The sequence below is a fragment of the Bartonella sp. AA2SXKL genome (assembly GCF_042197205.1).
Classification (GTDB): Bacteria; Pseudomonadota; Alphaproteobacteria; order Rhizobiales; family Rhizobiaceae; genus Bartonella.
In genome coordinates this window covers 167,888-193,314 of sequence record NZ_JBHIRN010000002.1, presented here as the reverse complement: position 1 = coordinate 193,314, position 25,427 = coordinate 167,888, and the positions used below count along the sequence as shown (strand labels likewise).

Below are 25,427 nucleotides of genomic sequence, written 5' to 3'. Positions count from 1 at the left end.
GTTTGTCCCTAACTTTTATAAGGACACGCATAATCTCTCAAGCACAATTGCATCCATTATGGTCAAACAGAATACCTCAGAGAATACTCGTATTGCATATTCATGTTGCCAATATTTTTGCCAATTCACGTGCTTGTTTTAAAGAAATCTCTCAACACTTCCAAACCAACGCGCATCACCCCCATTACCCTAAGGCTCCCGACAACAACCATACCACTGCCCCCTACAAACAGCCATACCGCTCTGCCCCTACAAACAGCCATACCCCCCACTGCCCCTACAACAGCCATACCGCTCTGCCCCTACAACAGCCATACCGCTCTGCCCCTACAAACAGCCATACCCACTGCCCCCTACAACAGCCATACCGCTCTGCCCCTACAACAGCCATACCGCTCTGCCCCTACAAACAGCCATACCTACTGCCCCCTACAAACAGCCATACCCACTGCCCCCTACAAACAGCCATACCGCTCTGCCCCCTACAAACAGCCATACCGCTCTGCCCCTACAAACAGCCATACCCACTTGCCCCCTACAAACAGCCATACCGCTCTGCCCCTACAAACAGCCATACCACTGCCTCTACAACAGCCTTTACCCGCACCCCCCCTACAAACAGCCATACCGCTCTGCCCCTACAACAGCCTTTACCCGCCCCCCCCTACAACAGCCATACCGCTGCCCCTACAACAGCCATACCGCTGCCTCTACAACAGCCTTTACCCGCACCCCCCCTACAACAGCCATACCCACCACCCCTTCTACAACAGCCATACCCACCACCCCTTCTACAACAGCCATACCGCTGCCCCCTACAAACAGCCCTATCTAGCTTCTACGATAGCCTTTATCCCTTGAAAAGACAGAAGCATTTTTATTCTTTTCTCTATTGTTTTCCGCCCACTTAAGACATGAAAAAAGGAACTTCCATTGATGCGCAAATTGATCGCGCAATAAGAGCATTTGAAATGAGAAAATCTTACAACTTTCTTATTCCAATTAAAAAGGATCAATGAACATTCAAAATATGACGATACATTCCATTTTTCATTAGAGTTCTTGCAAGCCAATAGCTTAGAATATATTCATAAAAGCGCTTCTAAGACAGAGAGACAGCCGCAATTCTTGAGATCAAGCATTTTAATATTAATGAAAGCACTAACATTCCCTTGCAAGTTTGAGGTGTTGTTTTGTTAACAATCTTGTTAGCATGAACTGATTCTATGATGATGCGATATCATCACAATTGCTCTTTATAAACAGCATAATGATACGCATCATTTTACTCACACTTCTTTATAAGCCTTGCGTTATAGGCTTGTGGGGAAAAGATAAAGGAGAATCCTGTTGAATATAGCAATTATTTTGGGGTCTGTGCGTCAACCTTCCTTAACAAGAACTTTAGCCAGTTATTTAGCGGATTGCCTCATAAAGCGGGGTGCATCACTTCATTGGGTTGATTTGCGTGAACAGCCCTTGCCGATGACAGATCCCGATTATCATCAGCAGGTAGAGGCTAATCCAAGTGCTGCGGTCCGTGAGTTTGTCAAAACCATTGCCGCGGCTGATGGCGTTATTCTAGCAAGCCCTGTTTATCAAGGATCTTATTCGGGTGTTTTAAAAAATGCTCTTGATAATTTGAGCTATAATGCCTTTTTAAATAAACCTGTTGGACTTATCTCTCATGGGAGTACGGCCAAAAAATGCGCACAACCGTGTGAACATTTAGTGCCGGTGGTGCACACGCTTTATGGTTATACACTCCAATGTCAAATCGCCTCTTCCAACGAAGATTTTTCCTCAGATGATGAAGGTCGTACTTGGAAAGTTATAAGTGAAGAGGTACAAACACGTTGTGAAAGACTTGCTGATGAAATGTACACATTTTTAAAGCAAAGAGGTGGGATTTAAAGCAATAAGGGAGGGGGCATGAAAAAAAAGGATGCGCACTATCGTTATTTAGTGGTAGGGGGCACAGGGATGCTTGCCCCTTTGTATCAATCACTAGAGCCGCAAAAAGTGATTATTGCTGCACGCTTTCTTTCCCATAAAGTCCAGCTTGAGGCATTGCACAACAAACAGTTGTGCGTGTCGTTGGATTATGATTGTGCGGCATCAAAGGCGCAATTTTTAGAAGCTGTGAAGCAATGGCATGATCTAAAATATTGCATATTATGGATTCATTCGCCCGCCTATGCATTTTCTTGCGCATTAATTGAGCAGTTGGCTCTTTTGCCTAAACCGCCATGTATTCTTCATATTTTTGGTTCCAACATGCATGATCAAATGATCCTCGAGTGCGCGCGCAAAAACAAGGTTGATTTTATCCCCATTCAATTAGGACAAAAAACAACGCCCAAAGGTTTACGATGGCTGACCCATAAGGAGATAAGCCAACAGGTACTGGATGCCATAAAAAACCATATGAATAAACAAAACTTATGATCAATACCTATGGCTTTGCAAAGAAGCAGTACCCCTTCAATCTCTATCCATACCCGAACACCCTCTTGAATAGCCCATACTCTCTTACATCATAGGCTTTGAGAACGAACAATCCCCTCCCTTACGCCTCTAAACAGCATGCCTATATCAACAGCTCCAAAACCAAACGTTTTTCTAACCCTTCTCACACGGGCTTATCCCCTTCTCACAACCATCACAGCTCTTGAGCAACCACACACCGTTTTACAGTTTCACGTTTTTACGATTTTGCAAATTCACAGAAAACAACAAACTGCCGATAAACCGCCCCATTAAAGCCTATCACCAGCCTATCATCAGCCTATTACAAACCTATCATCAGCCTATTCATTGCCATTAGTCCTTTCCCCCAGAGATCAGCGTAAAATGAGAAAAACAATCGATGCCCTCCTCCCAAGCCGTGAAGAAATGGCATGATCTAAAACTTACGCCTCCCCCATGACACGAGCACTACATGCGCTTTTTCAGCGCTGCGTTTAATTGTTTGGTAACCTTGTAATAAGAGATCAAACGCTTGATAAAGAAATATACAGTGCCACACGCGCACTTTATTTTCCTTATCTTTTCAACACCATTCCACACACACTTCCCTTTTCCCCCAACGCCCTCCATTACCCCAATTCCCCAATCCCCCATTCCAATGACGCATTGCACAATCCAACCTTTACGCCTCCATTGGCACCCTCTTTACCCCATATCCTCCCCACAACCATCACGTCTCTTGAGCAACCACACGCCTTTTTGCAGTTTCACGTTTTTACGATTTTGCAAATTTACAGAAAACAAGCAAACTGCCGATAAACCGCCCCATTAAAGCCTATACAAGCCTATCACCAGCCTATTACAAACCTATCATCAGCCTATTCATTGCCAACAGCCCTTTTCCCCCAACGCCCTCCATTCCCCCAATCCCCCATTCCCACATTCCAATTTTGACGCATTGCACAATCCAACCTTTACGCCTCCATTGGCACCCTCTTTACCCCATATCCTCCCCACAACCGTCACAGCCCTTGAGCAACCACACGCCCTATTACAGTTTCACGTTTTTACAATTTTGCAAATTTACAGAAAACAAGCAAACTGCCGATAAACCGCCCCATTAAAGCCTATCATCAGCCTATTACAAGCCTATACAAGCCTATTCATTGCCATCAACCCTTTTCCCCCAACGCCCTCCATTACCCCAATTCCCCATTACCCCATTCCAATTTTGACGCATTGCACAATCCAACCATTACGCCTCCATTGGCACCTTTTCTCCCCATATCCTCCCCACAACCATCACGGCTCTTGAGCAACCACACGCCTTTTTGCAGTTTCACGTTTTTACGATTTTGCAAATTCACAGAAAACAACAAAACTTCCGATAAACCGCCCCATTAAAGCCTATACAAGCCTATTACAAACCTATCATCAGCCTATTCATTGCCAACAGCCCTTTTCCCCCAGAGATCAGCGTAAAATGAGAAAAACAATCGATGCCCTCTCCCCAAGCCGTGAAGCAATGGCATGATCTAAAACTTACGCCTCCCCCATGACACGAGCACTACATGCGCTTTTTCAGCGCTGCGTTTAATTGTTTGGTAACCTTGTAATACGAGATCAAACGCTTGATAAAAGAAATATACAGTGCCACAATGGGTATTGTTAAGAAAAAATCAAAAACACCCCCCAGCAGAATGATCAAAATCACCGTCCAAGCTGCCGCCATTTCGTAATGCATTTTATCCCCTTCCCTTTATAAATTGATTGATTGGGTTGCTTCAGTCACTTCTTCCAACTGCTGAATCTTCTTTTTCAATCGATGGGTTAAAATTTCACGAAGGATCACAACAACAGGGATCGTTGCAAAAATACATACCGATAAAAAAAACCAGAAAAGCAAGAGAATGACAAAATATTCAAATCTGATCTCATCTATCTCTTTAAAGAAAATCACATAGACATAAGCTTTGAAAAACATAATGATGAAAGAAAGGCATGCGTGGAGGATATAATCTTTGCGTGAAAAAGCGAGCCATTTTTTTAACGAATAGAAACTTATCTGTGTTTCTAGTGTTAAGTTTTGCGGCACTCTCTCTTTTTCTTTTCCGCTTTTTTCAAAGAAACAAAAACGCTGTGGATGTTCTTTCATCAAACGTCTTTGTTTTTTCACTCTGTAATAGAGCCTCAAACGCTTGATTAAAGAATAATAAGGCGCCACAATAATCATATTCACAAAAATGGCAAAAACTGTAACTGCATTTAGAAAAAAACATCCAATCGGCAGAAAAAAAATAAAAACCGCGATCTCACTCCTCATGCGTATAACCTCATTGATTAATCTCTTGCTGCTTTATTTTTTCTTTTAGTTTTTTCTTTATTTTTTCCAATTTACGCTCTTTAAAACGACAAATCCCCCACAAAATAGAAAGGGGTGTGAGAAGACAAAACCATATCAACACTGGTAAGAGAAAAATAAGAGAACCAATTCCTTCCCATCTTGTCCATTGCAACGGCTGTACCAGAGACTTTGCACCCGCAGGAACTTCTAAAGCCATCATGATAAGGCATGTACAAAACATGATAAAAAAGCGGTGCCCTATTATTTTACACCGTCCCACCCCTTTACGCATTTCCACTGAAGACACCATAAATTTTCTAAATGAAAAGAAAGACTCTTCAAATGTTGCTTTTTTCTCCTGCATTGTTCCCCTCTGCTTTTACGCTTCGCGCTTTTTACGCATTATTTTTAGGTTTAAGCTCTTTTTAAATTATCTAAACTCTTTATTTTTCTCAATAAATTTTTTCATCAATCCTAATTTCTACATCCATATATTCTAACTCCCCATCCTTTATGTAAAGAATATGAGGACGATAGTTTTTTCCATCAACCTCACAAATCGCGTCCTTTTCATAAACAAAATATCCCTGTTGCCTTAATTCTTGTCTTTTTTCCTCGATCAATTTTTCATAAGAATCTCTTCTTCTATTGCACAAATTGGGATCTGTAGCTCTAAAATATTCATAGCTTTCTACCTCCATGGAAAAATCCTTTGCCGCCTGTTGAAGCAAATCGTAACTGGGTTGCTTTGTCTTTTCTACCGCCTGAGCGATCACCATTGCGCGTTCCAGATGCTCTTCTTCAATGCTTGCCTCAAAGCCCAGCTTCTCACCTTCTATAAAGCTTTTGTGATAAGAGTGTAAGGTTTCAACATCGCCCATCAAAGCCAGAGCCGCAAGATAACGCAGGGAATAAGAAGCCAACCGAGGGACCACCGTTTTGTTTTCCCAAGGCAGGATTCTATATTGAGAGTGAAGCATCTTGCCAAGATCAACCTCAGTCATTGCCTCATCTAAAGCTTTCTCGAGTGCACGACGTAAACATCCAACGCTTACCTTTTCTTCAAAAATTTCCAACCCCTTCACATCAAAACTCAATTCAAGAGCAATCAAGCCTCCAGAATTATAAGGGTCTATCGTTTGGCAAGCCGCCGCATGGATACCAGAAACCACCGCAATTGCACAATCAAATCGCGGATACCCCTTCTCAGCATTATAAAGAAACTGCACTTCACGATCTGGTAAATAATAGGTGGCCAAATGATCTCCTTTTCCTTCAATTTCCACCTTCCACCCCAAACTCTTTAAAAGCGCCGTTGCACTTTCCATCGTTAAGATTTCTTCATCAGAAAGAGAAAACTCTTTTTCCTCAGATAACAGCTTAATCATCGGCATTGCTCCACTAGACGGCTCAAAAGCGACAGGTTGTTCAAGCACGCGGCTTAATTCTTTTGTCACTTGGCAATACAGTTTCACCCGCTTGAAAGTAGAGTAATACAATGCCCAAATAAACATCATGACCACAGCAGAAAGCAGCGTGAAAAGCGTCAAGCCCATACCCCACGAGAGTACAACAATAATATCCATCATTTTAATATCTATCATTTTCTCCGCCCCTTCATGCGCTGTTTTGTTGAGAAGCGGTTTTTCTCCGCTTCCAGATTGCTTGCTCCAACATATCGATCTTTTCTTTCAACAGAACCGTGAAAATGATACGAACCACAAAGGCAACAGGGATGAACAAAAAAATAAACCATGATATAAGCTCCATAATTAACGAGAGAGCTGCCACGACATCCCCTTCCCACTCCGCCAACTTCCACCCAAGCAACATGGGTACGAAGCGAAGAGCCATTCTTAAAGCTGCCACAATGAAAGCAATACAAAAGATGACTTTATAATTTTTGCGTGTCAGAAACGCTTCTTCAAGCGCAAAAGTCCGTGGTTCTTTATCCAATGGTGAATTTTTTCCATTGCCCCTCATTTTTTATCCCTCATTTGTTTCAATTTTCAAGCCATTTTCATGAACCGAAGCTTTCGTCCTCACAATGAATGAGAGTTCATCAATATCAAGCGCTTGTATCCCTCATCTTTTATAAAGACAATATCAAGGGTGCATTTTTTTCCATCACCTTCAAACATCGCACGAATAGAAGGTCTCTCCTACAACGCATGAGAATATATAAAGACCAGTATTCATTTTCTGCCCGCCCTTCACGCGCTGTTTTGTTGAGAAGCGGTTTTTCTTCGCTGCCAGATTTCTTGATCCAACATATCGATCTTTTTTTTCAACAAACGCGTAAAGATGATACGGACCACAAAGGCAACAGGAATGAGTACAAAAATTAAATCTAATATAACCTGCACGATGCAAAAGAGAACTGTTATGACATCCCCTTCCCACCCCGCCAACTTCCACTCAAGCCACATTGGTATGAAGAGAGCCGTTCTTAAAGCTGCCACAATGAAAGCAATGCAAAAGATGACTTTATAATTTTTGCTTGTCAAAAACGCTTCTTCCAGCGAAAAAGACCGTGGTTCTTTATCCAATGGTGATTTTTTTCCATTGCCCCTCATTTTTTATCCCTCATTTGTTTCAATTTCTAAGCCATTTTCATGAACCGAAGCTTTCGTCCTCACAATGAATGAGAGCTCATCAATATCAAGCGCTTGTATCCTTCATCTTTTATAAAGACAATATCAAGGGTGCATTTTTTTCCATCACCTTCAAACATCGCACGAAGAGAAGGTCTCTCCTACAACGCATGAGAATATATAAAGACCAGTATTCATTTTCTGCCCTCCCTTCACACGCTGTTTTGTTGGTAAGCCGTTTTTCTTCGCTGCCAGATTTCTTGATCCAACTTATCAATCTTTTTTTTCAACAAACGCGTAAAGATGATACGGACCACAAAGGCAACAGGAATGAGCACAAAAAGAAGCATTGATATAAAAACCAATATTAATGTTAAAATGAACAGGATATAATTCCACCACCCTGTCAAATCCCACTTAAAAAACATAAAGAATGCCATTATAAAAGCTGACACAATGAAAGCAATGCAAAAGATGACTTTATAATTTTTGCTTGTCAAAAACGCTTCTTCCAGCGAAAAAGACCGTAACTCTTCATCCAATGGTGCATTTTTTCCATTGCCCCTCATTTTTTACCCCTCATTTGTCTCAATTTTTAAGCCATTTTCATGAACCGAAGCTTTCGTCCTCACAATGAATGAGGGTTCATCAATATCAAGCGCTTGTATCCCTCATTTTTTATAAAGACAATATCAGGGGTGCTTTTTTTTCATCAACTTCAAACATCATGTTTTCATCACTCACAGTGTACCCCCTATTATCTTAAGGCTTCTCTTTTCTCCTCGATCAAATTTTCATAAAAATATCTTCTTCTATTGCACAAATTTGGGTCTCTGACTCTAAAATTCTAAGTGCTCTTTTTATTTTCAGGAAGATAAGCTGCTTTCCAAAGAAGAAGCAAACGAGTGCAAGAAAATCGTAACGAGGTTGCTTTGTCTTTATGACGATTTAAATCATCAACAAAACCGGCCCAAATTGATTTTTTCGATATTTTTTTCAAAGCCCAAACTTTCATCTTCCATAAAGCTTTTATGAGAAAGCTGCCAAATGTTAACATCACCAAGCAATGTCAAAACCACAAGGGTGTGCAAGTAAAGAAGAAGCCACTTGAGAGATAGAACAATTTCCTTTCCCCAAGGTGGTGCCCCCATATTGAAAGCCCAAACACGCGGCCAAGATCAACCTCAGTCCCAGATCAACCTCATTCATTGCCCTCATCAAAAACTTCCTCAAGTACACAGCATAAATGCCTTACGCTTACCTCTTCCTCAAAAATTTCCAATCCCTTTGCCTTAAAATCCACCCCTTTGCCTCAATGCCTCGTTGTCAATCTGGCCCCCCAAAATGATAAAGCCCCCAAATGATAAGGATTAATCATTTGGCAAGCCGCAGCATGGATACCAGCGTCTCCAACAATTCCATAACCAAATTGCACAAAACCTTTTTCATCCAGAGATGAGAAACTGTCCTTAGCGGTCTCGTAAATAAATAACAGTCTCGTAAATAAATAAATGTCCCTCTTTTCTTTCAATTTTCCCCCTCTACCCCAGGCTCTTTAAAAGCACTGTTACACTTGCTATGGAGCAAAAAGTCTTGATCAAAACGTGTGCTTTTGGCTCACCTTCTCTATGCGCCTTGCCTCCACCTGCAAGAAAATGGGTTCTTTTTCCCCAAACACCAGAATATCTTTTGCTTTAAATATAGATTTTTCGCTCTCCATATCGCTTGGTAAGACACATTTTTATGCTTGATAAAAGAAAATAAGTTACAAGATTTTCACTCTTTAAGAGAACAGAAACAGCAAGTAAAGTCCAAGAGCAGCCCCTCTTCACTTTCCCCTTAAAAGCTCACAAAAATCCCACTCAAACAAAAGTACCACTCAAGCAAAAGTACCACTCAAGCAAGAGCACCTCTCAAGCAAGAGCCTCAATTCTTTTCAAAACACGACACAAATATAAAAAGGCATAAAACGAGAAGTGTCCCCCATGCTCCTTAATGAACAAGTCAAAAGCAAGGCTCAACGAAAGCCTCTCTTCACTTTTTCCCCTCGCTCATTTTCCCCTCGCTCATTTTCCCCTCGCTCATTTTCCCCTCGCTCATTTTCCCCTCGCTCATTTTCCCCTCGCTCACTTTCCCTCGCTCACTTTTCCCTCACTCACTTTTCCTTCACTCACATCGTATAATATGACGGGAGCTCCTTTCTGCTCAACCTCTTCTTCTAATTGCCGTATCATTTTGTTCAACTGACGGGTCACGATAAAACGCATAATAAAAACAATCGGTAAGAATAAAAAAGTACAGGCAAGCAGCCATGCCAGTGGCTCGAATACGACAAGAGAAACAAAGTCCTGCCCTCTCCATATCTTAACGACAACAGTTATAACTATTGGAGCAGTCGCCATGACCGTAGAAAGATAGAATATTTTTTTATAGTCTTGCCAAACAAGAGAAAGCTGCTTTTTATCAAACATTCTGCTGCTTTTTATTTTGGGGAGTTCTGTTTTAAGGCAATATCGCGTTCATTCAGCACGCATTTCAGTTCCTTTTTCACGCGACAATAAAGCCGCGCACGCTTGATAAACAGGTAATAAATGACAACGATTGGCGCCCACATTAAAACATTTAAGAGCGTAAAACACAGGAAAGAAATGGCTATTAATGTTATAAGACTACTCGTCATTTTGTCCCCCTTCCACATTCTGCATACGCATTGCCTGATCGCGTTGTTGTATCGCTTCTTCCAATTGTGGAAGTATTTTGTTCAATTTTCTCGTTAATTTTATACACATGATCCCAATGATCGGAAAAAAGAGAAGAACCCCTAACCATATAAGGCTCAACAGCTGCATGATAAAGGCAACACTATCATTTTTCCACCATACAAAATTTGCGATAGAGAAAGCAGATTGGAAAACAGAAAAGAGAATAAGGATAAAAAGGATTATTTTACATTCTTTTGAATAAAAAGGCAGAGATTCTTTGAAGTTAAGAAAGCGCATTGTCGCATCAAGGGTCTTATGGGCGAGATTGTGTCTCTTCATTTCTCCCAGATCATTGCGCAATTGTTGTATGGCTTGCTTTTGTTGCGTCGTACTCTTTTTCAAGCCTTGAGCGAGTTTAAAAGATAACCTGATATATTTGATCAACAGGTAAGGAAGCCTAACCATAACCATAACCATTAAAATGGCAATGATAATGAACCCTAAAAAAGCCAAATGCTGCATCATAATGCTCCCTTTTTTTCCCTATCGCATTGATGTGAAATCATCATTTTTATTTTCTTCTCAAGCAAATGTTTCTAATTCCTTTACTGTTTCTTGCACGCCATACTGAAGGAGACTATGGAGAATTAAAATGACAGGTAAAGAAACAACAATACATGTCCAGACCCAAAACAGCAGTCGCATGACAAAATCAATAATGTGAAGCACTATCATAGGCACGTAATTGTGCAAAAAAACCGCAGATTTTGGAAGAAAAGCTGAAAAAACGACAACACCTGTGCTAAGTGCAACCATAACGAAGGCGATAGAAAAGATCATAAAATAATCTTTTTTTGAGAGAAGCAAAGATTCTTGAAAAGAAAAGGCACGCAACTGTGTTGCAAGAACTGTATTCTGTCCCCTACCCTCTGCCTGATTATGCCTCAAATTCTGCGCTGCACCCTTTTTTAATTTTCGCTGCGTCACCAATAACAAGATTGTCCGTTTTATCAAAGAATAATAAAGTGCAACGATTGTCACCACGGTAGAAAGGAATACCATAAAAATTGCAGAACAAATAAAAATTACCGTCCCTACGGCAATCAACATTCCAATGATTAAAGAAGCGCTCACTTTTTCCCCCTATTGTCTTCTGTTAAGAGATTGGTTGTCTAGCTGTTTCTGCTCTGGTAAGGTTTCCCATTGTAGCATCATTTCCTTCACATCCCGTTTAAATACGGCGTTAAAGACAAAAAAGAGCGGAAACAACCCAAAAAGAACGCCAAAAATTATTTGCGGCAAGAGACATAAAAAAGCCCAAACACTATTCCACCCCGCATCAAGAACATGCTGAATTATAGGATTTTGGAATGGGTGTTTAAGACTTTCCTGAAAACTTTCTTGTTTCATTTTTCCCAGTGCTTGGAACTGTTCCTTGGATATAACGTGAAAAAATTCCAAAGGGGTCATATAGGCAGACGCGGAAAAAAGCACCAACAAGAGGATAGCCAAACAACAAATGATGATATAATCGCCTGTTGAAAGCATCATCCATTTTTTGAAAGTTGCCGATTGATCCAACACTGGCTGCGATACAAAAGCCTTATCTCCCTTATGGGCAGATTGGTGTTGTGATTTATCTTCGATCATACGGATACTCCCCCACTTCTAAAATTCCCACTCTTCAATATTTGATAGCACGCCACCAGCGCGGTAAATTCGCTTAGCACCCTTCTCAGAGTAATGCAAGTACTATAAATCCCCTCTACGTATTTTGTTTATTTGCCCTATACGCGCTTATACATGAAGCACTATACGTGAGGCGCTTACAAGCCACCCCCCCCTATCCCCAAGGTGGTGCCCCCATCTTGAAAGCCAAGCACGCGGCCAAGATCAACCTCAGTCCCAAATCAACCTCATTCATTGCCTCATCGAAAACTTCCTCAAGTACACGACACGCCCTACGCTTACCTCTTCCTCAAGAAATTTCAATCCCTTTGCCTTAAAATCCACCCCTTTGCCTCAATGCCTCGTTGTCAATCTGGCCCCCCCAAAATGATAAAGCCCCCAAATGATAAGGATTAATCATTTGGCAAGCCGCCGCATGGATACCAGCGTCTCTCACAATTCCATAACCAAATTGCACAAAACCTTTTTCATCCAGAGAGAGAAACTGTCCTTCACGGTCTCGTAAATAAATAACGGTCTCGTAAATAAATAGATGTCCCTCTTTTCTTTCAATTTCCCCCTCTACCCCAGGCTCTTTAAAAGCACTGTTACACTTTCTATGGAGCAAAACGTGTGCTTTTGGCGCGTCTTCTCTATGCGTCTTACCTCTCCACCTGCAAGAAAATGGGCTTTTTTTCCCCAAACACCAGAATATCTTTTGCTTTAAGTATAGATTTTTCGCTCTCAATATCGCTTGGTAAAACACATTTTTATGCTTGATAAAAGAAAATAAGTTACAAGATTTTCACTCTTTAAGAAAACACCAACAGCAAGTAAAGTCCAAGAGCAGCCCCTCTTCACTTTCCCCTCAGCACTCAAGCAAGAATCCCACTCAAGCAAGAGCCCCACTCAAACAAAAGCCTCAACTCAAGCAAGAGCCTCAATTCTTTTCAAAACACGACACAAATATAAAAAAGCATAAAACGAGAAGTGCACCCCATGCTCCTTAATGAACAAGTCAAAAGCAAGGCTCAACGAAAGCCTCTCTTCACTTTTTCCCCTCGCTCACTTTCCCCTCACTCACATCGTATAATATGACGGGAGCTCCTTTCTGCTCAACCTCTTCTTCTAATTGCCGTATCATTTTGTTCAACTGACGTGTCACGATAAAGCGCATAATAAAAACAATCGGTAAGAATAAAAAAGTACAGGCAAACATCCATGCCAATGGCTCGAATACGACAAAAGAAACAAAGTCCTGCCCTCTCCATATCTTAACGACAACAGTTATAACCGTTGGAGCTGTCACTATGACCGTAGAAAGATAGCATATTTTTTTATAGTCTTGCCAAACAAGAGAAAGCTGTTTTTTATTTTTGAGAGATCTGTTTTAAGGCGATATCGCGTTCATTCAGCACGCATTTCAGTTCCTTTTTCACGCGGCAATACAACCGCGCACGCTTGATAAACAGGTAATAAATGACAACGATTGGCACCCACAATAAAACATTTAAGACCATAAAGAACAGGAAAGAAAAGGCCATTAATGTTATAAGACTACTGGTCATTTTATCCTCCACGCCCATTCTTCATACGAATTGCCTGATCGCGTTGTTGTATTGCTTCTTTCAATTGTTGAAGTTTTTTGTTCAATTTTCTCGTTAATTTTATACACATGATCCCAATGATCGGAAAAAAGAGAAGAAGCCCAAACCATAGAATGCTCAACAGCTGCATGATAACGCCGACCATATCGCTCTTCCACCATACCAAATTTGCGACAAAGAAAGCAGATTGCAAAACAGTAAAGAGGATAAAGATAAAAAAGATTATTTTACATTCTTTTGAAGAAAGAGGCAGAAATTCTTTGAAGTTAAGAAAGCGCATTGTCGCATCAAGGGTCTTATGGGCGAGATTGTGTCTTTTCATTTCTCCCAGATCATTGCACAATTGTTGTATGGCTTGCTTTTTTTGCGTTGTACTCTTTTTCAAGTCTTGAGAGAGTTTAAAAGATAACCTGATATGTTTGATCAACCGGTAAGGAAGCCGGATCATAACCATAAACATTACAATGGCAATGATGGTGAACCCTAAAAAAGCCAAAAATTTTATAACAATAGTCACGTGTTTCCCCTATCGCATTGATGTGAAATCATCATTTTTATTCTCTTCTCAAGCAACCATTTCTAATTTCTTTATTGTTTTTTTCACGCCATAATGAAGGAGACTATGGAAGATTAAAATGACAGGTAAAGCGACAACAATACACGCACAAAACCAAAACAGCAGCTGCATGCCAAAAACGCCAACCTTAAACAATAGAGGCATATAATTGTGTAAAAAAATCACAGATTTTGGAAAAAAAGCAAAAAAAGCGAGCAAAACTGCGAAAACCACAATCACAATGAAAGCTAGAAAAAAGATGATACAATAATCTTTTCTTGAAAGTTCCAAAGATTCTTTAAAAGAAAGGGAGCTGAGCTCTGTTGCAAAAACTGTATTTTGTCCTATGCTGACTTTCTGATTATGCCCCAAATTCTGTAATGCACCCTTTTTTAATTTCCGCCGCATCCCACACAACAATATTGTCCGTTTTATCAAAGAATAATAAAGTACCAAGATTGTCATCAGAGTAGAAAAAAGTATCATGATCTCCCCGAGAAACATGACAGTACTCCACCATACTGTAGTCAAAATTACAAAAGTACTTATAAAAGAAGCAGCCACTTATTTTCCTATTGTGTTCTGTTGAGAAATTGGTTGTCTAGCTGTTGCTGCTCTGGCAATGTATCCCACAGCTTCATCATTTCCTTCACCTCCCGTTTAGAGATAGCGTTAAAGACAAAAAAGAGTGGAAAGAACACCACAAGAACACCAAAAATCATTTGCGGCAAGAGACATAAAAAAGCCCAAACACTATTCCATCCCGCGTCACGCAAAAACACGATTGCAGGATTATTTTCAAAAGGCTGTTTCAAGATCTCCTTAATCATTTTTCGAAGATCTCCTTGTTCCATTTGTCCCAGTGCTTGAAACTGTTCTTTGGATATAACGTGAAAAAACTCCAAAGGATTCATATAGACAGTCGCGGCAAAAAGCACCAACAAGAGGATAGCCAAACACAAAATGATGACGTAATCTTTTCTTGAGAGAGCCGTCCATTTTTTGAAAACCGCACACTGATTTAACACGGGCTGTGACGCAAAAGCCGTATTTCCCTTATGGGCAGATTGGTGTTGTGATTTATCTTCGATCATACGGATATTTTCTCACTTCTAACATGCCCACTCACTCTTTGAGAACATGCAACCAGCAAAACCGGTTTATCTAGCACTCTTTTCACCATGAAACACGCGCTATAAGCCCCTTTAAGTCTATTTTTAAAATTTCTCATACGTGACAACATACAATCCCTAAACCTTACAAGCACAAATGCCATTGTATCCTCTTATCTATTACCCACACTTCAAAAGACAATGTTTCACAAAACTCAACAAGCAAAAATATTCAATCTAAGAAATATCTGATGTGTAAAGTTTACAAACAATACACTGATTTATAACAATTTATTGTTTTTCATATTAAATGAGAACCCTAAATACCGTAGGATTGTCTTATTCCAAACCTATTCCATATTAAATCAACCCAAACCATGTCTCTTGTGCGTTACAAGCAGAAAGAGCCATATAGAGTAAAACATTAAGAAAGGATGATAAATGCCTCTAAGGAAGCGCCTCAAATGCCAAGAGCTGTCCGCAACAATGAGAGCTGGCAAAATGTGTGATGCTATAGACTTTCTTCTTCACAAGCGTAAAAATGGAAGTGTGCAATAGATTTTATATTATTCAAACTTTATATGGATTTCATTGGGGACTTTATCGTTATACCCTTCATGAGCACCCTTGCAAAATGGGCAAAAGAGAGCCCTAAGACATGGCTCTTTAAAAAGCAACACAACACAAAACAAAGTCAAACAAGCAATCGATTATCCAGTATAAAAAACGTGCGACAAACAACCTTAATCCTCATTTGAAAGCTTCTTAATCAAAAAGGCTTCATTTTAAAAATTCTTCATTAAAGATGAAATATCTCACAGCCCCTACATTTGTATAGCCCCTACATTCATCAAGGCATCTCTTATAAAAGCATCTTTTTATAAAGGCATTTTCTTCTTATAAAAACAGCCTCTTTCGATAATGCATTCCGTCCTTTAAACGACATCCCCTCGTCTTATGATGAGATCCATTAAAACGGAAAACTTATACTCTATAAAGGATACTTACAAAGGATACACCAAACAAAATAGCGAGATCATTCACAGTTTATTTTAAGCCGATAAACGATATTTTATTTGAAAATATAGGGCATCTTATGCTATTATAATAGAATGCGGAGGTTTGCTTTTTGCCGCTCTCTGCCACTCAACAGAAGACAATATATCTCCTATAAAGGATAAAAGTATGCTTAACAGCGTGATGTATATCAAATATCTTGGGAAAGCGCCCAACAACAAAAAAATAAGAGAACCCAAATAAAAAGCTTCCAACTTAAGAAAACAATGACCTTTCAAAAGTGGAATTGAAAAATTTCCACAAAGCGCTCGTGAAAAAAGAGACAAATAATCCCATTAGAAAAAACTTCCTATTAGAAAGACGATGACATGCCCTTGAAATCCATTGTTATTTTTTCATTCACATTTGACAAAAATTTTCCTTCAATCTCTCAAGAACAGTTAAGAAATATTTAGAAAGCAAATAATCCGCTAGCAATAAAAAAATAAGCATGACAGGGGCGGAAGATAAGACTGATAGGGATAAGATAAAAAAGGTAAGAAACCACCTTAAAGATGATTTTTTCGCCCCACACCGTTGCTTTTCTTTGCATTTAAAACGCCTTTAGTATCGTTTGTTTTTTGATCTGCAACGGCTGATATTTCCCGGTATTTGCTCACTCCCCCCCAGTATTTTCCCCCTTTTAAGTATTTTCCTCTTTTTAAGTATTTTCCCCCTCTTAAGTATTTGCTCCCCCCAATATTTGCGCCAAGTGCTTTTTACATCACTGTCCCCCATCAACAGACAGTTTCTTTTTCATTCAAATGGTTAAGTTCATGAAAATACGTAAAAAACGCGGTAGATCGAAAATAACAGGAAAGCGAGAGCCCAATAGCTGTATTTCACGTGCCCAAAATTCCAGCGAATCTGCGCTTCAATCTGCGATTGAAATGCGTGCAAAACACTTTGGTTTAAGCTTCGAAGAAGCGAAAAATCCGCTTGTCGGAACCTATATTGGGCGTCTTTGTTTGCTTGGCTATAAAGAGGCTTCATCAGGCATCAGTAAAGAGCAATATGACACGGCGCAACAATACTTGCAAATTAGAAACGACTATTTATGTGCAAAAGGTTTACCAAACGGTTATTATGATGGTTTTACGCACAGCGCATCAGATGAGAAAGCAAAAAAGCAATGGGTCCAAAGAGCAACGGAACACTATGAAGCTATGCAAGAAGCGATTAAAGAAGCACAATATCTACATCGTCAACACAACTTCCATGCGGCATTACACTATCTTGTTATAGAAGATCAACCGCTGCCTAATCTTGTTGGTTCGTTGCGTATTATTCTTGATGCCCTTTATAAACATTTTGACAGTTCTACCCAAAAGAGCCTTGGCTAAAACACCCATCATTTCCTCCCCCTCACAGGATAAAGATTCTCCCCCTTCTTTTATAACATGCCTCTTTATAACCAGCGCCTTTATAAAGTCCCCCTTTGGCAAATGACACTTGAGAACCTCTGAGCATGCCCTTTCATAGAATTTCATGGGATTGACAAGCTTAAAGCGCACAACAAACAAGCTTAAAAATATCCACCACGCCCTTTAAAAAAATACTTCAACTGTCAAAGAGACTTAACCTTATACCTACCAGTGCCTCACTTAATCCATGCCTCAAAGGACAATATTTCACGGCATGGACAGGATAAATATTGCCCCCTCTTTAAAAAACAGCAACATTCTTCCCTCTACCCCCATTGTAACAAACCACCCTCATCATACACTTCACCCAATATCGCAACATCCTTAGCTCTTCAGACAATTCATTATCGTCATTTTACGTCTTTTCTTGTACAATTCTATATGGCTCTTCTGATCTTATGACGGACAAGAGCTATGGCTTTTATTTCAGCATAATCTGGGTTTCTCATTCAAGATAAATAATGATAAAATATCCACTATAAATCAATAGCTTATCATTAAAACAACCCGTTGATTTTTGACACAATTAAAAGCATCATCCCTTAAACGAAAGAAAAAGCCCCTACCAACAATCTCCTCCCTCATCAACAACTGCACCGATAACCCTCCACACCCATCACACCACCACTAATACGACAGCCAGCACAACCCCAATCACCCCCACAAATCGCCAACACCTAAAGCTTTGTTCCACAAACACCTTCCAACCACCGCCTTCCTAATTCCATCAATAAAATACCACGGATTTCAAAACCACAATTCTCCCTTCATCTTGTCCACGCCTTTCTCAAAGGAGAAAATGTTTTTTGCCACATCAAAAACTTTTCCATTAAAACAAGATATTTTGCTGCATAGCCAATGAATGAGCTTTTTTCTGTAGATTTTTTCCCGCGATAAAGGAGGAAAAATAATCGTTTTGCGGTTGACAGAATATGAAAAATCGTATTTAATGATGGGTGCGGCAAGGGGTTTTCTGCGTCCAGATTTCATCGTAAAATTTTCGCATTATCATAAACTGTTATAAAACAGTGTGTTTCGCGACAATGTTTAAAACTTTACGGTTTGAAGGTATCTTTCGTCCTTTTCTGACTGTTTTCTTTTGCATTACACAATTTGCATCACCAACAGCCCCATAATTTTGAGATTTTCAAAACAAGTGGTATTCAATAAGGGCTCTCAATAGAACGCCCTAATAATCCCCCCATAAAATACCAATATCATACATCACAGCAATGATGAGCACTACACGCATAAAAATATGAAAACGGCATTATTATGCTCTCATCGCCTCACCTTTCAAGATGCAAAGGCTTGTTTTTCAAAACATTGTTTAGCCAGAATTGAAGAAGATAATATCACTTATCGATCATCAACATAGAGGCTAAGATTATGAAGCCACAAGATTCTCCCCCACCACATTCCTCACAAACCCCAGAAGGTGCAAGTGCACCTGAAGGGACGCATGCAAATGCATCATTAGACACTCTTACTGCACATTTAGAACGGCTTAACATTGAAAAAATAAAAAACACCCCTTTTAATCGTGCAGAATTAAAAGATATTATTGCCGGTTTAGAAAAGCATAATGCCGATGGCAGTTGGATCAAAAATTATTATGATATTCTAGATCTGTACATGATGCCAGCCTTGGTCGATCAAGCAAATCGTAAATATCCAGAGATGAATCTCAAACTTACAAGCCCCCCTGACGGCTTTGCCCTTGCTCTCAAAGAAACGCTCGAAAAGGGCATAAAATCTTCTAGGCTGATCGTTAACGCACAAGATAGGGGAATTCATTTTGCGGTTGTCGATCATCAAACCATTGATAATAAAACATCTTTGATCTTTTTTGAACCGACCTTACTGCGTGACACGCTTCCCGCATTACTTGCATTAAGAACGCGACAATCCATTGAACATCACCAATTTCCGAATATTCATTTTGCCATGGTAGAAATGGATATTCAACGAAGCTCCTCTGAATGTGGGATGTTCAGCTTAAGCCTTGCCAAAAAGCTTTATCTCGAAGCTCAAAAATTAGAAAGACTACACAAAGATAATATTAAGGGTGTGTTATGTGAACCAGACACGCCTTTACCTGCTGAAAAATTAGATCCATATCTTCCAGCTCGTTTATACAAACACGTGCAAGGAAGAAGACGTCTTGGGGAATATCTAAAAGCCAATCCAGAAGCAGCACAGGAGAAAGTAAACAAAAAAGGCGAAACCCTAAACGAGAGGTTTGAGAGAAGCTTGGTAGCAACAGAGGGAAAAACTGTTTCCGTTTCACAACACAGAAAAAGAGCCACAGAATACAAATCTCTAATGATGTAATAAGCGTTTTGGCCATAGCCATATTCCACCTTCACAAAGTAATGAAGCTCTGCGGCTTTACGGTAAGGCATAAATTGCTGTTAGCAAATCTTCTTTTGAGGTAAAGATGCAAACAGTAAGCGACGTGATCTCTTAAAAGATAAAAAGATACCTTACCTTTGACTCTGAAAAGCGTGGGGTTTTGTCTTTCGTAACCATTTTTTTTAATAAAGATGATTTCATCTCTTTGTTTTTTTAGATAAAAATCTTTCCTGCAAACATTGTTTAGCCAGAATTGAAGAAGATAATATCACCTATCGATTATCAATATGGAGGCTAATAGTATGAAGCCACAAGATTCTTCCCTCCCTCATTCCTCACAAACACCAGAAGGAGCAAGTGCAAATGCATCGTTAGACACTCTTACTGCACATTTAGAACAACCCAGTAGCGAAAAAGGCAAAAATATCCCATTCAATCGTGAAGAATTAAAAAGTATCATTGCCCGTTTAGAGAATGATATCTCAACGGGTCGTTGGTTCACAGCTGATTATGCAAGTACAGACCTTAAACTAATGCCAGCCTTGGTAGATCAGGCAAATCGTAAATATCCCGGCATGCGTCTTCAATTGGCAGCGTCATCTCACGACTTTGCCCTTGCACTCAAAGAAGCCATCGAAAACGGCGTTCAATCTTCTAGATTTATCATTCACACAAAGGACAGGGGAATCCATTTTTCAGTGATTGATCATCAAACCATCGATGACAAAACCTCCGTGATATTTTTTGAACCTACAACACTCAACAATATGAAACCAGCAGTGCTGGCATTAAGAACACAATTGGCTCTTAAAGCGCATGAGTTGCCCAATTGTTCTTTTGCCATGGTAGAAATGGATATTCAGCGAAGCTCTTCTGAATGTGGAATGTTCAGCTTAGCGCTCGCTAAAAAGCTTCATACCGAATCTCAAAAATTAGAAAGACTGCATAAGGATAATGTTAAGGGTGTATTATGTGAACCAGATACACCTCTATCTCCTGAAAAGTTAGATACATATCTTCCAACCTCTTTTTACAAACACGTGCAAGGAAGAAGACGTCTTGGGGAATATCTAAAAGCCAATCCAGAAGCAGCACAGGAGAAAGTAAACAAAAAAGGCGAAACCCTAAACGAGAGGTTTGAGAGAAGCTTGGTAGCAACAGAGGGAAAAACTGTTTCCGTTTCACAACACAGAAAAAGAGCCACAGAATACAAATCTCTAATGATGTAATAAGCGTTTTGGCCATAGCCATATTCCACATCCACAAAGAATGAAGCTCTGCGGCTTTACGGTAAGATATAAGTTGCTGTTAGCAAATCTTCTTTTGAGGTAAAGATGCAAACAGTAAGCAACGTGACCTCTTAAAAGACAAAAAGATACCTTACCTTTGACTCTGAAAAGCAGGGGATTTTTTCTTTCGTAACAAAATTTTTTAAAATAAAGATGATTTCATCTCTTTGTTTTTTTTAGATAAAAATCTTTCCTGCAAACATTGTTTAGCCAAAATTGAAGAAATAATATCATTTATCAATCATCAATATAGAGGCTAAGATTATGAAGCCACAAGATTCTTCCCTCCCTCATTCCTCACAAACACCAGAAGGAGCAGGTGCAAATGAATCTTTAGAAGACCTTATTGCACGTTTGATGCAAAGTTCCATCCAAACAGAAGAAGAACATGTTGCACCGAGTTCTGACGAATTAAAAGATATTATTACAGGCTTAGAAGATGATTTTGTCACCGGCCGTTGGATTAACGCTTATTATGAAAACACAGATATTAGATTGATGCCGGCTCTCGTAGAAAAAGCAAACAGCAAATATCCAGAAATGAATCTCAAATTGGCTCTTACAGCAGAAGAGTTTTCGCACGCCCTAAAAGAAGTCGTTGAGAGCGACGCAAAATCTGCCCGATTTATAGTAAATTCGGGAAGCAAAATCCACTTTGCCGTCCTTGATTATCAAAAAGTTGATGAGAAAATCTCTTTGATTATGCTTGAACCTACAACATTTCAGAATATCATAGCTTGCAAACTAGGGATAAAAATAAATCAAACCCTTCAATGTCTTCAACTGCCTCCTTATTCTTTTACCACGGCAGAAATGGATATTCAGCGAAGCTCTTCTGAATGTGGGATGTTCAGCTTAAGCCTTGCCAAAAAGCTTCATCTTGAATCTGATAAATTAGCAAGATTGCACAAAGATAATGTTAAGGGTGTATTATGTGAACCCAACTCATCTTTATCTGCTGAAAAGTTAGATTCCTATCTTCCAACCACTTTTTATAAACATGCGCAAGGAAGAAGACGTCTAGAACAATATTTAAAAGTCCATCCGGAAGCTGAACATGAAACAGTCAACAAAAAAGGCGAAACCCTGAGAGAGAGATTTGAAAAAAACTTAAAAACAACAGAGGGAAAAACTGTTTCCGTTTCTTCCCACCAAAAAAGGCTCACTGAATACAAATCTTTAACGATGTAATTGAGGCTTTTTCCATATTCCTATTCATCAAAGAACGAAGAGAGGCTACTTTACGGCTAAGATTTCTCTAAGCAAACCAGCTTTTGCGCTCATAAAACAAAAATAGCCAACAACTTTCCTCTTAAAGAAAAAGCACCATTGTCCTATAAAAACCATCCCCTCTTAAAATTGTATCAAAATTCCACAGCTCTTGTTAGCCCAAAGCTCTGTGTAACAATGAGACTCTTTGGATAAGCAAAACGTTTGATACATAAAATATTTAATGCTTTCGTCTTCAGTAAAAGCATATGTCTTTTTTTTCTGAGAGTATCCACTTCGTATCTCAAACACCCCCACATCAATGCCATACGACCAAACAACCGCAATAGACCAACACTTATCGTGCATCAACCCAACAGCTTCCCGCACCCCAAGAAGGCTCCATCAAAAACACCAGGAAAAGCTCTTAAAATCTACAACCTCTCTTAACGGAAAACACCAGCCCAACTATTACTCCTCTTGCCCAGCCATTATTCCACTTACCCAACTATTATCCCTTTTGACCAACCATTCCCCCATTCCCTAAGATGTCATAACCAACCTTTTGATTTCATAAAAGTTTCACATCTCTTCTGTTTTTGAAGCGTGAAAAATTCATTTTTAATCTGTCAACCAGCCTCACGTTAACGTGAGGCTTTATTTTATGGAGAAGCAAATGAGAAAAATATCATCAGCAGGGCTTGCGCTCATTAAACAATGGGAAGGATTGCGTTTACAAGCCTATAAAGATGCCATCGGGGTGTGGACAATTGGCTATGGTCATACCAGCGCGGCTGGTAAACCGTTCGTTCACAAGGGCATGATCATTACTGAAAAACAAGCAGAAGAAGTTCTTTCTCAAGATTTAAGACAATTTGAAAATACCGTTGAAAAACATGTGACGGTTTCTTTAACGGATGAACAATTCGCCGCGCTCGTATCGTTTTGCTATAATATAGGAACATCGGCTTTTTGTAATTCGACCCTGCTCAAAAAACTCAATAATGGCGAATATGAAGCCGTCCCTGCTGAGTTACAAAAGTGGACTAAAGCAGGAGGAAAACGTCTTCACGGTTTAGTGCACCGTCGTGCAGCAGAATCGGGATTATGGGCAAAAGGGGCTTATGTTTCTCCCAACTACCAAACTGTAGAAACGCAAGCTCCAATGGGATTTTTCAAAGCAGAAGCGCTTACACCGATTATTGGTTCTTTTTCTGGACTTGGGGGCTTATTGGCAGGCAATGGTCCCATCCAATGGGCATTAGCAACCATTATGGTTTTAGCCGCCTGCGTTGGCATTTTCTTTGTGGCAAAACGGTTTCGGGAGCAGCGCTTATGATGTGGTGGTTGAAAAAAAATCTGATGATAACAGGAGCGGCTCTGACCGCTTTTTTTATCGCTTTAGCAAAAGCTTTCACTCTTGGAAAGAAGGTTGAACAACAAAAGCAAATAGAAAAAACGCTAAAGTCATCAACAACACGGCTAGAGGTGGAAAATGAAATTAATCAAAAAAGTGATGCTGATGTACGCGCTGCTCTTACTCACTGGTTGCGCGATAAAAACAATCAATGAGCCTTTTTCTTGCGTTGGTTGGATGCCCATTTATTTAGACAACAAAGATCTCAATATCATCAGTTCAAATCTCGCAAGAGATATTTTAAAGCATAACAAACAAGGGGAACACATGTGTGGGTGGAAACATGGCTAGAAAAAAAACGGAAAAACAAACAGAGCTTACAGAAAAGGAAAAAGAAGTCCTACAAGAAATCATCACAACGTATAAAAGTGTAAAAATGATGTCACGCTATACGAAATGGATTATATTCATCATTTTCTTATTAGCACTTGATTTTTCACGGATCGTAGATGTGCTGGGAAGTATTTTTACACAAAAATCGAATATTCAGCTCTAAAATAAATAAAAAACGTGAGACGTGTTAAATCTTTTAAAAAGATAAAAAGCCATTCGTTATTTTTTGAAAACATGGAGATTTTATTGATGATTTTTCATGTCTCACGAGAAATTTTTACACGCCTCACAAACGTCGTGCTCTTCACAAACACTTTCATGAAATGAATTTAGGAGCATGAAGAGAGATTTTTAACCAACGCGTAAGTCAGCAACTTTGGTAACATAAGAAAAGGATCATACCAACATACATTTTTTTAATAAACTATTGATATCCAAATGATTTTATACTCTTCATAAATAGCATTGCCAAGAATTTGTATTAAAAGACATTTCTTTTAAAGAAGTGCATAAACAAGCAATGTAATGGGAGCCTTACATAAAGCCTCTCATCTTTACGTTGAATAAAAAAGCAAGCCGGCTCCTCTCACCCTCCCAATTCCCTGCCTCCCAATTCCCTGCCTCCCAATTCCCTGCCTCTCAATTTCCACCCTCCCAATTCCCTGCCTCCCAATTTCCACCCTCCCAATTCCCTGCCTCCCAATACCCTGCCTCTCAATTTCCACCCTCCCAATTTCCACCCTCCCAATTCCCTTATGTTCTATGCATAAAGGTCAAGTTGAAGAGAATATATGGAAAATCCTTGGCTCGAAAATATGAAAAGAAGGCATGAGGCTACAACAGAATTTCGCGTGCCTTTATCATCAGAAGCATTAAAAATTCTAACACAAGCACGTCTACTGTCTTGTCATGATTTTTTTCGGCTAACTGTCATGGTCCCCTTAGTTCAAAAATGGCTCCCCACTCAAGAATTTTCTGTCACAATATAGGCAACAAACAGAACTTGAGTATAACAATATGGGTTTGGCTCCAGTTTAGGTGATGAGCTTACCGAAAAAAAGATGAGAGCAAGGCGAAAAATTAGCTTTTATCTTTAAGCTTCTCAAATGGAGCAGTCTCCCCATTTCAGAGATCAACGAAACAGAGAGATGCTTATTCTCCTATGCAAAAGCTTGAAATACCAGCATCTTATTCATAAAAAACAAACCAGCCCCATCATGCTCTTTTCAACTCTGTCTTTCCAACGCTCAATAGGTACTAACTCTTAACTACTGACTCTTCTTAACTACTGA

General features: G+C 39.7%; 32 protein-coding genes and 1 pseudogene. 12 read left to right on the top strand and 21 right to left on the bottom strand.

Annotated features, from left to right (window positions below; all coding sequences use genetic code 11):
* Window positions 1-125: 125 nt before the first annotated feature.
* Window positions 126-290: a hypothetical protein gene (locus ACFINS_RS02170; protein WP_375638453.1), complete on the bottom strand. Its 165-nt coding sequence runs from the start codon at window positions 288-290 to the stop codon at window positions 126-128.
* A gap of 1,060 nt (window positions 291-1,350) precedes the next feature.
* On the opposite strand from ACFINS_RS02170, the gene ACFINS_RS02165 reads away from it, so the two are divergent.
* The 3 genes from ACFINS_RS02165 (at window position 1,351) to ACFINS_RS02155 (ending at window position 2,763) form a co-directional block, all read left to right on the top strand.
* A complete protein-coding gene (locus ACFINS_RS02165) occupies window positions 1,351-1,914 on the top strand; it encodes an NADPH-dependent FMN reductase (RefSeq protein WP_375611626.1) in 564 nt (187 codons plus the stop codon).
* An 18-nt stretch (window positions 1,915-1,932) separates the two neighbouring features.
* Window positions 1,933-2,448 (top strand): short-chain dehydrogenase, encoded by a 516-nt coding sequence (locus tag ACFINS_RS02160; RefSeq protein ID WP_375638452.1) that lies wholly within the window; start codon window positions 1,933-1,935, stop codon window positions 2,446-2,448.
* 138 nt (window positions 2,449-2,586) lie between these two features.
* The gene (locus ACFINS_RS02155; RefSeq protein WP_375705827.1) at window positions 2,587-2,763 is read left to right on the top strand and encodes a hypothetical protein; all 177 of its coding nucleotides are present in this window, start codon (window positions 2,587-2,589) and stop codon (window positions 2,761-2,763) included.
* A 905-nt stretch (window positions 2,764-3,668) separates the two neighbouring features.
* Here the strand turns inward: ACFINS_RS02155 and ACFINS_RS02150 are convergent.
* The 20 genes from ACFINS_RS02150 to ACFINS_RS02055 all read right to left on the bottom strand — a co-directional run bounded on the left by ACFINS_RS02150 (window position 3,669) and on the right by ACFINS_RS02055 (window position 15,034).
* Entirely contained in the window at window positions 3,669-3,812 is a 144-nt protein-coding gene (locus ACFINS_RS02150; protein WP_375705826.1) for a hypothetical protein, read from the bottom strand.
* A gap of 224 nt (window positions 3,813-4,036) precedes the next feature.
* Window positions 4,037-4,213 carry a hypothetical protein gene (locus ACFINS_RS02145; RefSeq protein ID WP_273790878.1) on the bottom strand — a complete coding sequence of 59 codons (177 nt, stop codon included), beginning with the start codon at window positions 4,211-4,213 and terminating at the stop codon, window positions 4,037-4,039.
* Window positions 4,214-4,228: 15 nt separating this feature from the next.
* Window positions 4,229-4,792, bottom strand: a complete 564-nt coding sequence (locus tag ACFINS_RS02140; protein WP_375705825.1) for a hypothetical protein — start codon at window positions 4,790-4,792, stop codon at window positions 4,229-4,231.
* Window positions 4,793-4,802: 10 nt separating this feature from the next.
* Entirely contained in the window at window positions 4,803-5,177 is a 375-nt protein-coding gene (locus tag ACFINS_RS02135) for a hypothetical protein (protein WP_375689765.1), read from the bottom strand.
* Between the two features lie 88 nt (window positions 5,178-5,265).
* The gene (locus ACFINS_RS02130; protein WP_375705877.1) at window positions 5,266-6,402 is read right to left on the bottom strand and encodes a DUF6990 domain-containing protein; all 1,137 of its coding nucleotides are present in this window, start codon (window positions 6,400-6,402) and stop codon (window positions 5,266-5,268) included.
* A gap of 28 nt (window positions 6,403-6,430) precedes the next feature.
* Entirely contained in the window at window positions 6,431-6,796 is a 366-nt protein-coding gene (locus ACFINS_RS02125; protein ID WP_375627744.1) for a hypothetical protein, read from the bottom strand.
* Window positions 6,797-7,026: 230 nt separating this feature from the next.
* Window positions 7,027-7,389, bottom strand: a complete 363-nt coding sequence (locus ACFINS_RS02120; RefSeq protein WP_375705824.1) for a hypothetical protein — start codon at window positions 7,387-7,389, stop codon at window positions 7,027-7,029.
* 230 nt (window positions 7,390-7,619) lie between these two features.
* Window positions 7,620-7,976, bottom strand: a complete 357-nt coding sequence (locus tag ACFINS_RS02115; protein ID WP_375647068.1) for a hypothetical protein — start codon at window positions 7,974-7,976, stop codon at window positions 7,620-7,622.
* Between the two features lie 743 nt (window positions 7,977-8,719).
* Window positions 8,720-8,938, bottom strand: a complete 219-nt coding sequence (locus ACFINS_RS02110) for a hypothetical protein (protein ID WP_375682157.1) — start codon at window positions 8,936-8,938, stop codon at window positions 8,720-8,722.
* Between the two features lie 595 nt (window positions 8,939-9,533).
* On the bottom strand, window positions 9,534-9,878 hold the full coding sequence (locus ACFINS_RS02105; RefSeq protein WP_375705823.1) for a hypothetical protein: 345 nt from the start codon (window positions 9,876-9,878) through the stop codon (window positions 9,534-9,536).
* 11 nt (window positions 9,879-9,889) lie between these two features.
* On the bottom strand, window positions 9,890-10,087 hold the full coding sequence (locus ACFINS_RS02100) for a hypothetical protein (protein ID WP_375705822.1): 198 nt from the start codon (window positions 10,085-10,087) through the stop codon (window positions 9,890-9,892).
* Window positions 10,077-10,634, bottom strand: a complete 558-nt coding sequence (locus tag ACFINS_RS02095) for a hypothetical protein (RefSeq protein ID WP_375638886.1) — start codon at window positions 10,632-10,634, stop codon at window positions 10,077-10,079. The genes ACFINS_RS02100 and ACFINS_RS02095 overlap by 11 nt, the downstream gene beginning before the upstream one ends.
* A gap of 57 nt (window positions 10,635-10,691) precedes the next feature.
* On the bottom strand, window positions 10,692-11,243 hold the full coding sequence (locus tag ACFINS_RS02090; RefSeq protein ID WP_375611614.1) for a hypothetical protein: 552 nt from the start codon (window positions 11,241-11,243) through the stop codon (window positions 10,692-10,694).
* A gap of 9 nt (window positions 11,244-11,252) precedes the next feature.
* Complete coding sequence (locus tag ACFINS_RS02085; RefSeq protein ID WP_375705821.1) at window positions 11,253-11,759, bottom strand: hypothetical protein; 507 nt, start codon at window positions 11,757-11,759, stop codon at window positions 11,253-11,255.
* A 352-nt stretch (window positions 11,760-12,111) separates the two neighbouring features.
* Window positions 12,112-12,405, bottom strand: a complete 294-nt coding sequence (locus tag ACFINS_RS02080) for a hypothetical protein (protein ID WP_375705820.1) — start codon at window positions 12,403-12,405, stop codon at window positions 12,112-12,114.
* Between the two features lie 420 nt (window positions 12,406-12,825).
* Window positions 12,826-13,086: a hypothetical protein gene (locus ACFINS_RS02075; RefSeq protein WP_375705819.1), complete on the bottom strand. Its 261-nt coding sequence runs from the start codon at window positions 13,084-13,086 to the stop codon at window positions 12,826-12,828.
* Between the two features lie 61 nt (window positions 13,087-13,147).
* Window positions 13,148-13,345, bottom strand: a complete 198-nt coding sequence (locus ACFINS_RS02070; RefSeq protein WP_375647100.1) for a hypothetical protein — start codon at window positions 13,343-13,345, stop codon at window positions 13,148-13,150.
* Window position 13,346: 1 nt separating this feature from the next.
* Window positions 13,347-13,901: a hypothetical protein gene (locus tag ACFINS_RS02065; protein WP_375630091.1), complete on the bottom strand. Its 555-nt coding sequence runs from the start codon at window positions 13,899-13,901 to the stop codon at window positions 13,347-13,349.
* Window positions 13,902-13,949: 48 nt separating this feature from the next.
* Window positions 13,950-14,504 (bottom strand): hypothetical protein, encoded by a 555-nt coding sequence (locus ACFINS_RS02060; protein WP_375611610.1) that lies wholly within the window; start codon window positions 14,502-14,504, stop codon window positions 13,950-13,952.
* An 8-nt stretch (window positions 14,505-14,512) separates the two neighbouring features.
* Entirely contained in the window at window positions 14,513-15,034 is a 522-nt protein-coding gene (locus tag ACFINS_RS02055) for a hypothetical protein (RefSeq protein WP_375621575.1), read from the bottom strand.
* 1,850 nt (window positions 15,035-16,884) lie between these two features.
* On the opposite strand from ACFINS_RS02055, the gene ACFINS_RS02050 reads away from it, so the two are divergent.
* The 9 genes and pseudogenes from ACFINS_RS02050 to ACFINS_RS02010 all read left to right on the top strand — a co-directional run.
* Window positions 16,885-17,451 carry a hypothetical protein gene (locus ACFINS_RS02050; RefSeq protein ID WP_375633370.1) on the top strand — a complete coding sequence of 189 codons (567 nt, stop codon included), beginning with the start codon at window positions 16,885-16,887 and terminating at the stop codon, window positions 17,449-17,451.
* 1,470 nt (window positions 17,452-18,921) lie between these two features.
* Window positions 18,922-19,866 (top strand): YopJ/AvrA family T3SS effector serine/threonine acetyltransferase, encoded by a 945-nt coding sequence (locus tag ACFINS_RS02045; protein ID WP_375650143.1) that lies wholly within the window; start codon window positions 18,922-18,924, stop codon window positions 19,864-19,866.
* Between the two features lie 323 nt (window positions 19,867-20,189).
* On the top strand, window positions 20,190-21,116 hold the full coding sequence (locus ACFINS_RS02040) for a YopJ/AvrA family T3SS effector serine/threonine acetyltransferase (protein ID WP_375705818.1): 927 nt from the start codon (window positions 20,190-20,192) through the stop codon (window positions 21,114-21,116).
* Window positions 21,117-21,440: 324 nt separating this feature from the next.
* Window positions 21,441-22,367 carry a YopJ/AvrA family T3SS effector serine/threonine acetyltransferase gene (locus ACFINS_RS02035; RefSeq protein WP_375705817.1) on the top strand — a complete coding sequence of 309 codons (927 nt, stop codon included), beginning with the start codon at window positions 21,441-21,443 and terminating at the stop codon, window positions 22,365-22,367.
* Window positions 22,368-23,061: 694 nt separating this feature from the next.
* Window positions 23,062-23,724 (top strand): lysozyme, encoded by a 663-nt coding sequence (locus tag ACFINS_RS02030; RefSeq protein ID WP_375611604.1) that lies wholly within the window; start codon window positions 23,062-23,064, stop codon window positions 23,722-23,724.
* Window positions 23,721-23,957, top strand: a complete 237-nt coding sequence (locus ACFINS_RS02025; RefSeq protein WP_273790902.1) for a hypothetical protein — start codon at window positions 23,721-23,723, stop codon at window positions 23,955-23,957. Before ACFINS_RS02030 ends, ACFINS_RS02025 begins: the two co-directional genes overlap by 4 nt.
* Complete coding sequence (locus ACFINS_RS02020; protein WP_375627760.1) at window positions 23,881-24,093, top strand: hypothetical protein; 213 nt, start codon at window positions 23,881-23,883, stop codon at window positions 24,091-24,093. Before ACFINS_RS02025 ends, ACFINS_RS02020 begins: the two co-directional genes overlap by 77 nt.
* Complete coding sequence (locus tag ACFINS_RS02015) at window positions 24,086-24,298, top strand: hypothetical protein (protein ID WP_375610233.1); 213 nt, start codon at window positions 24,086-24,088, stop codon at window positions 24,296-24,298. Before ACFINS_RS02020 ends, ACFINS_RS02015 begins: the two co-directional genes overlap by 8 nt.
* Before the next feature lie 587 nt (window positions 24,299-24,885).
* A pseudogene (locus ACFINS_RS02010) lies at window positions 24,886-25,055 on the top strand (integrase); the annotation flags it as partial.
* Window positions 25,056-25,427: the final 372 nt, after the last annotated feature.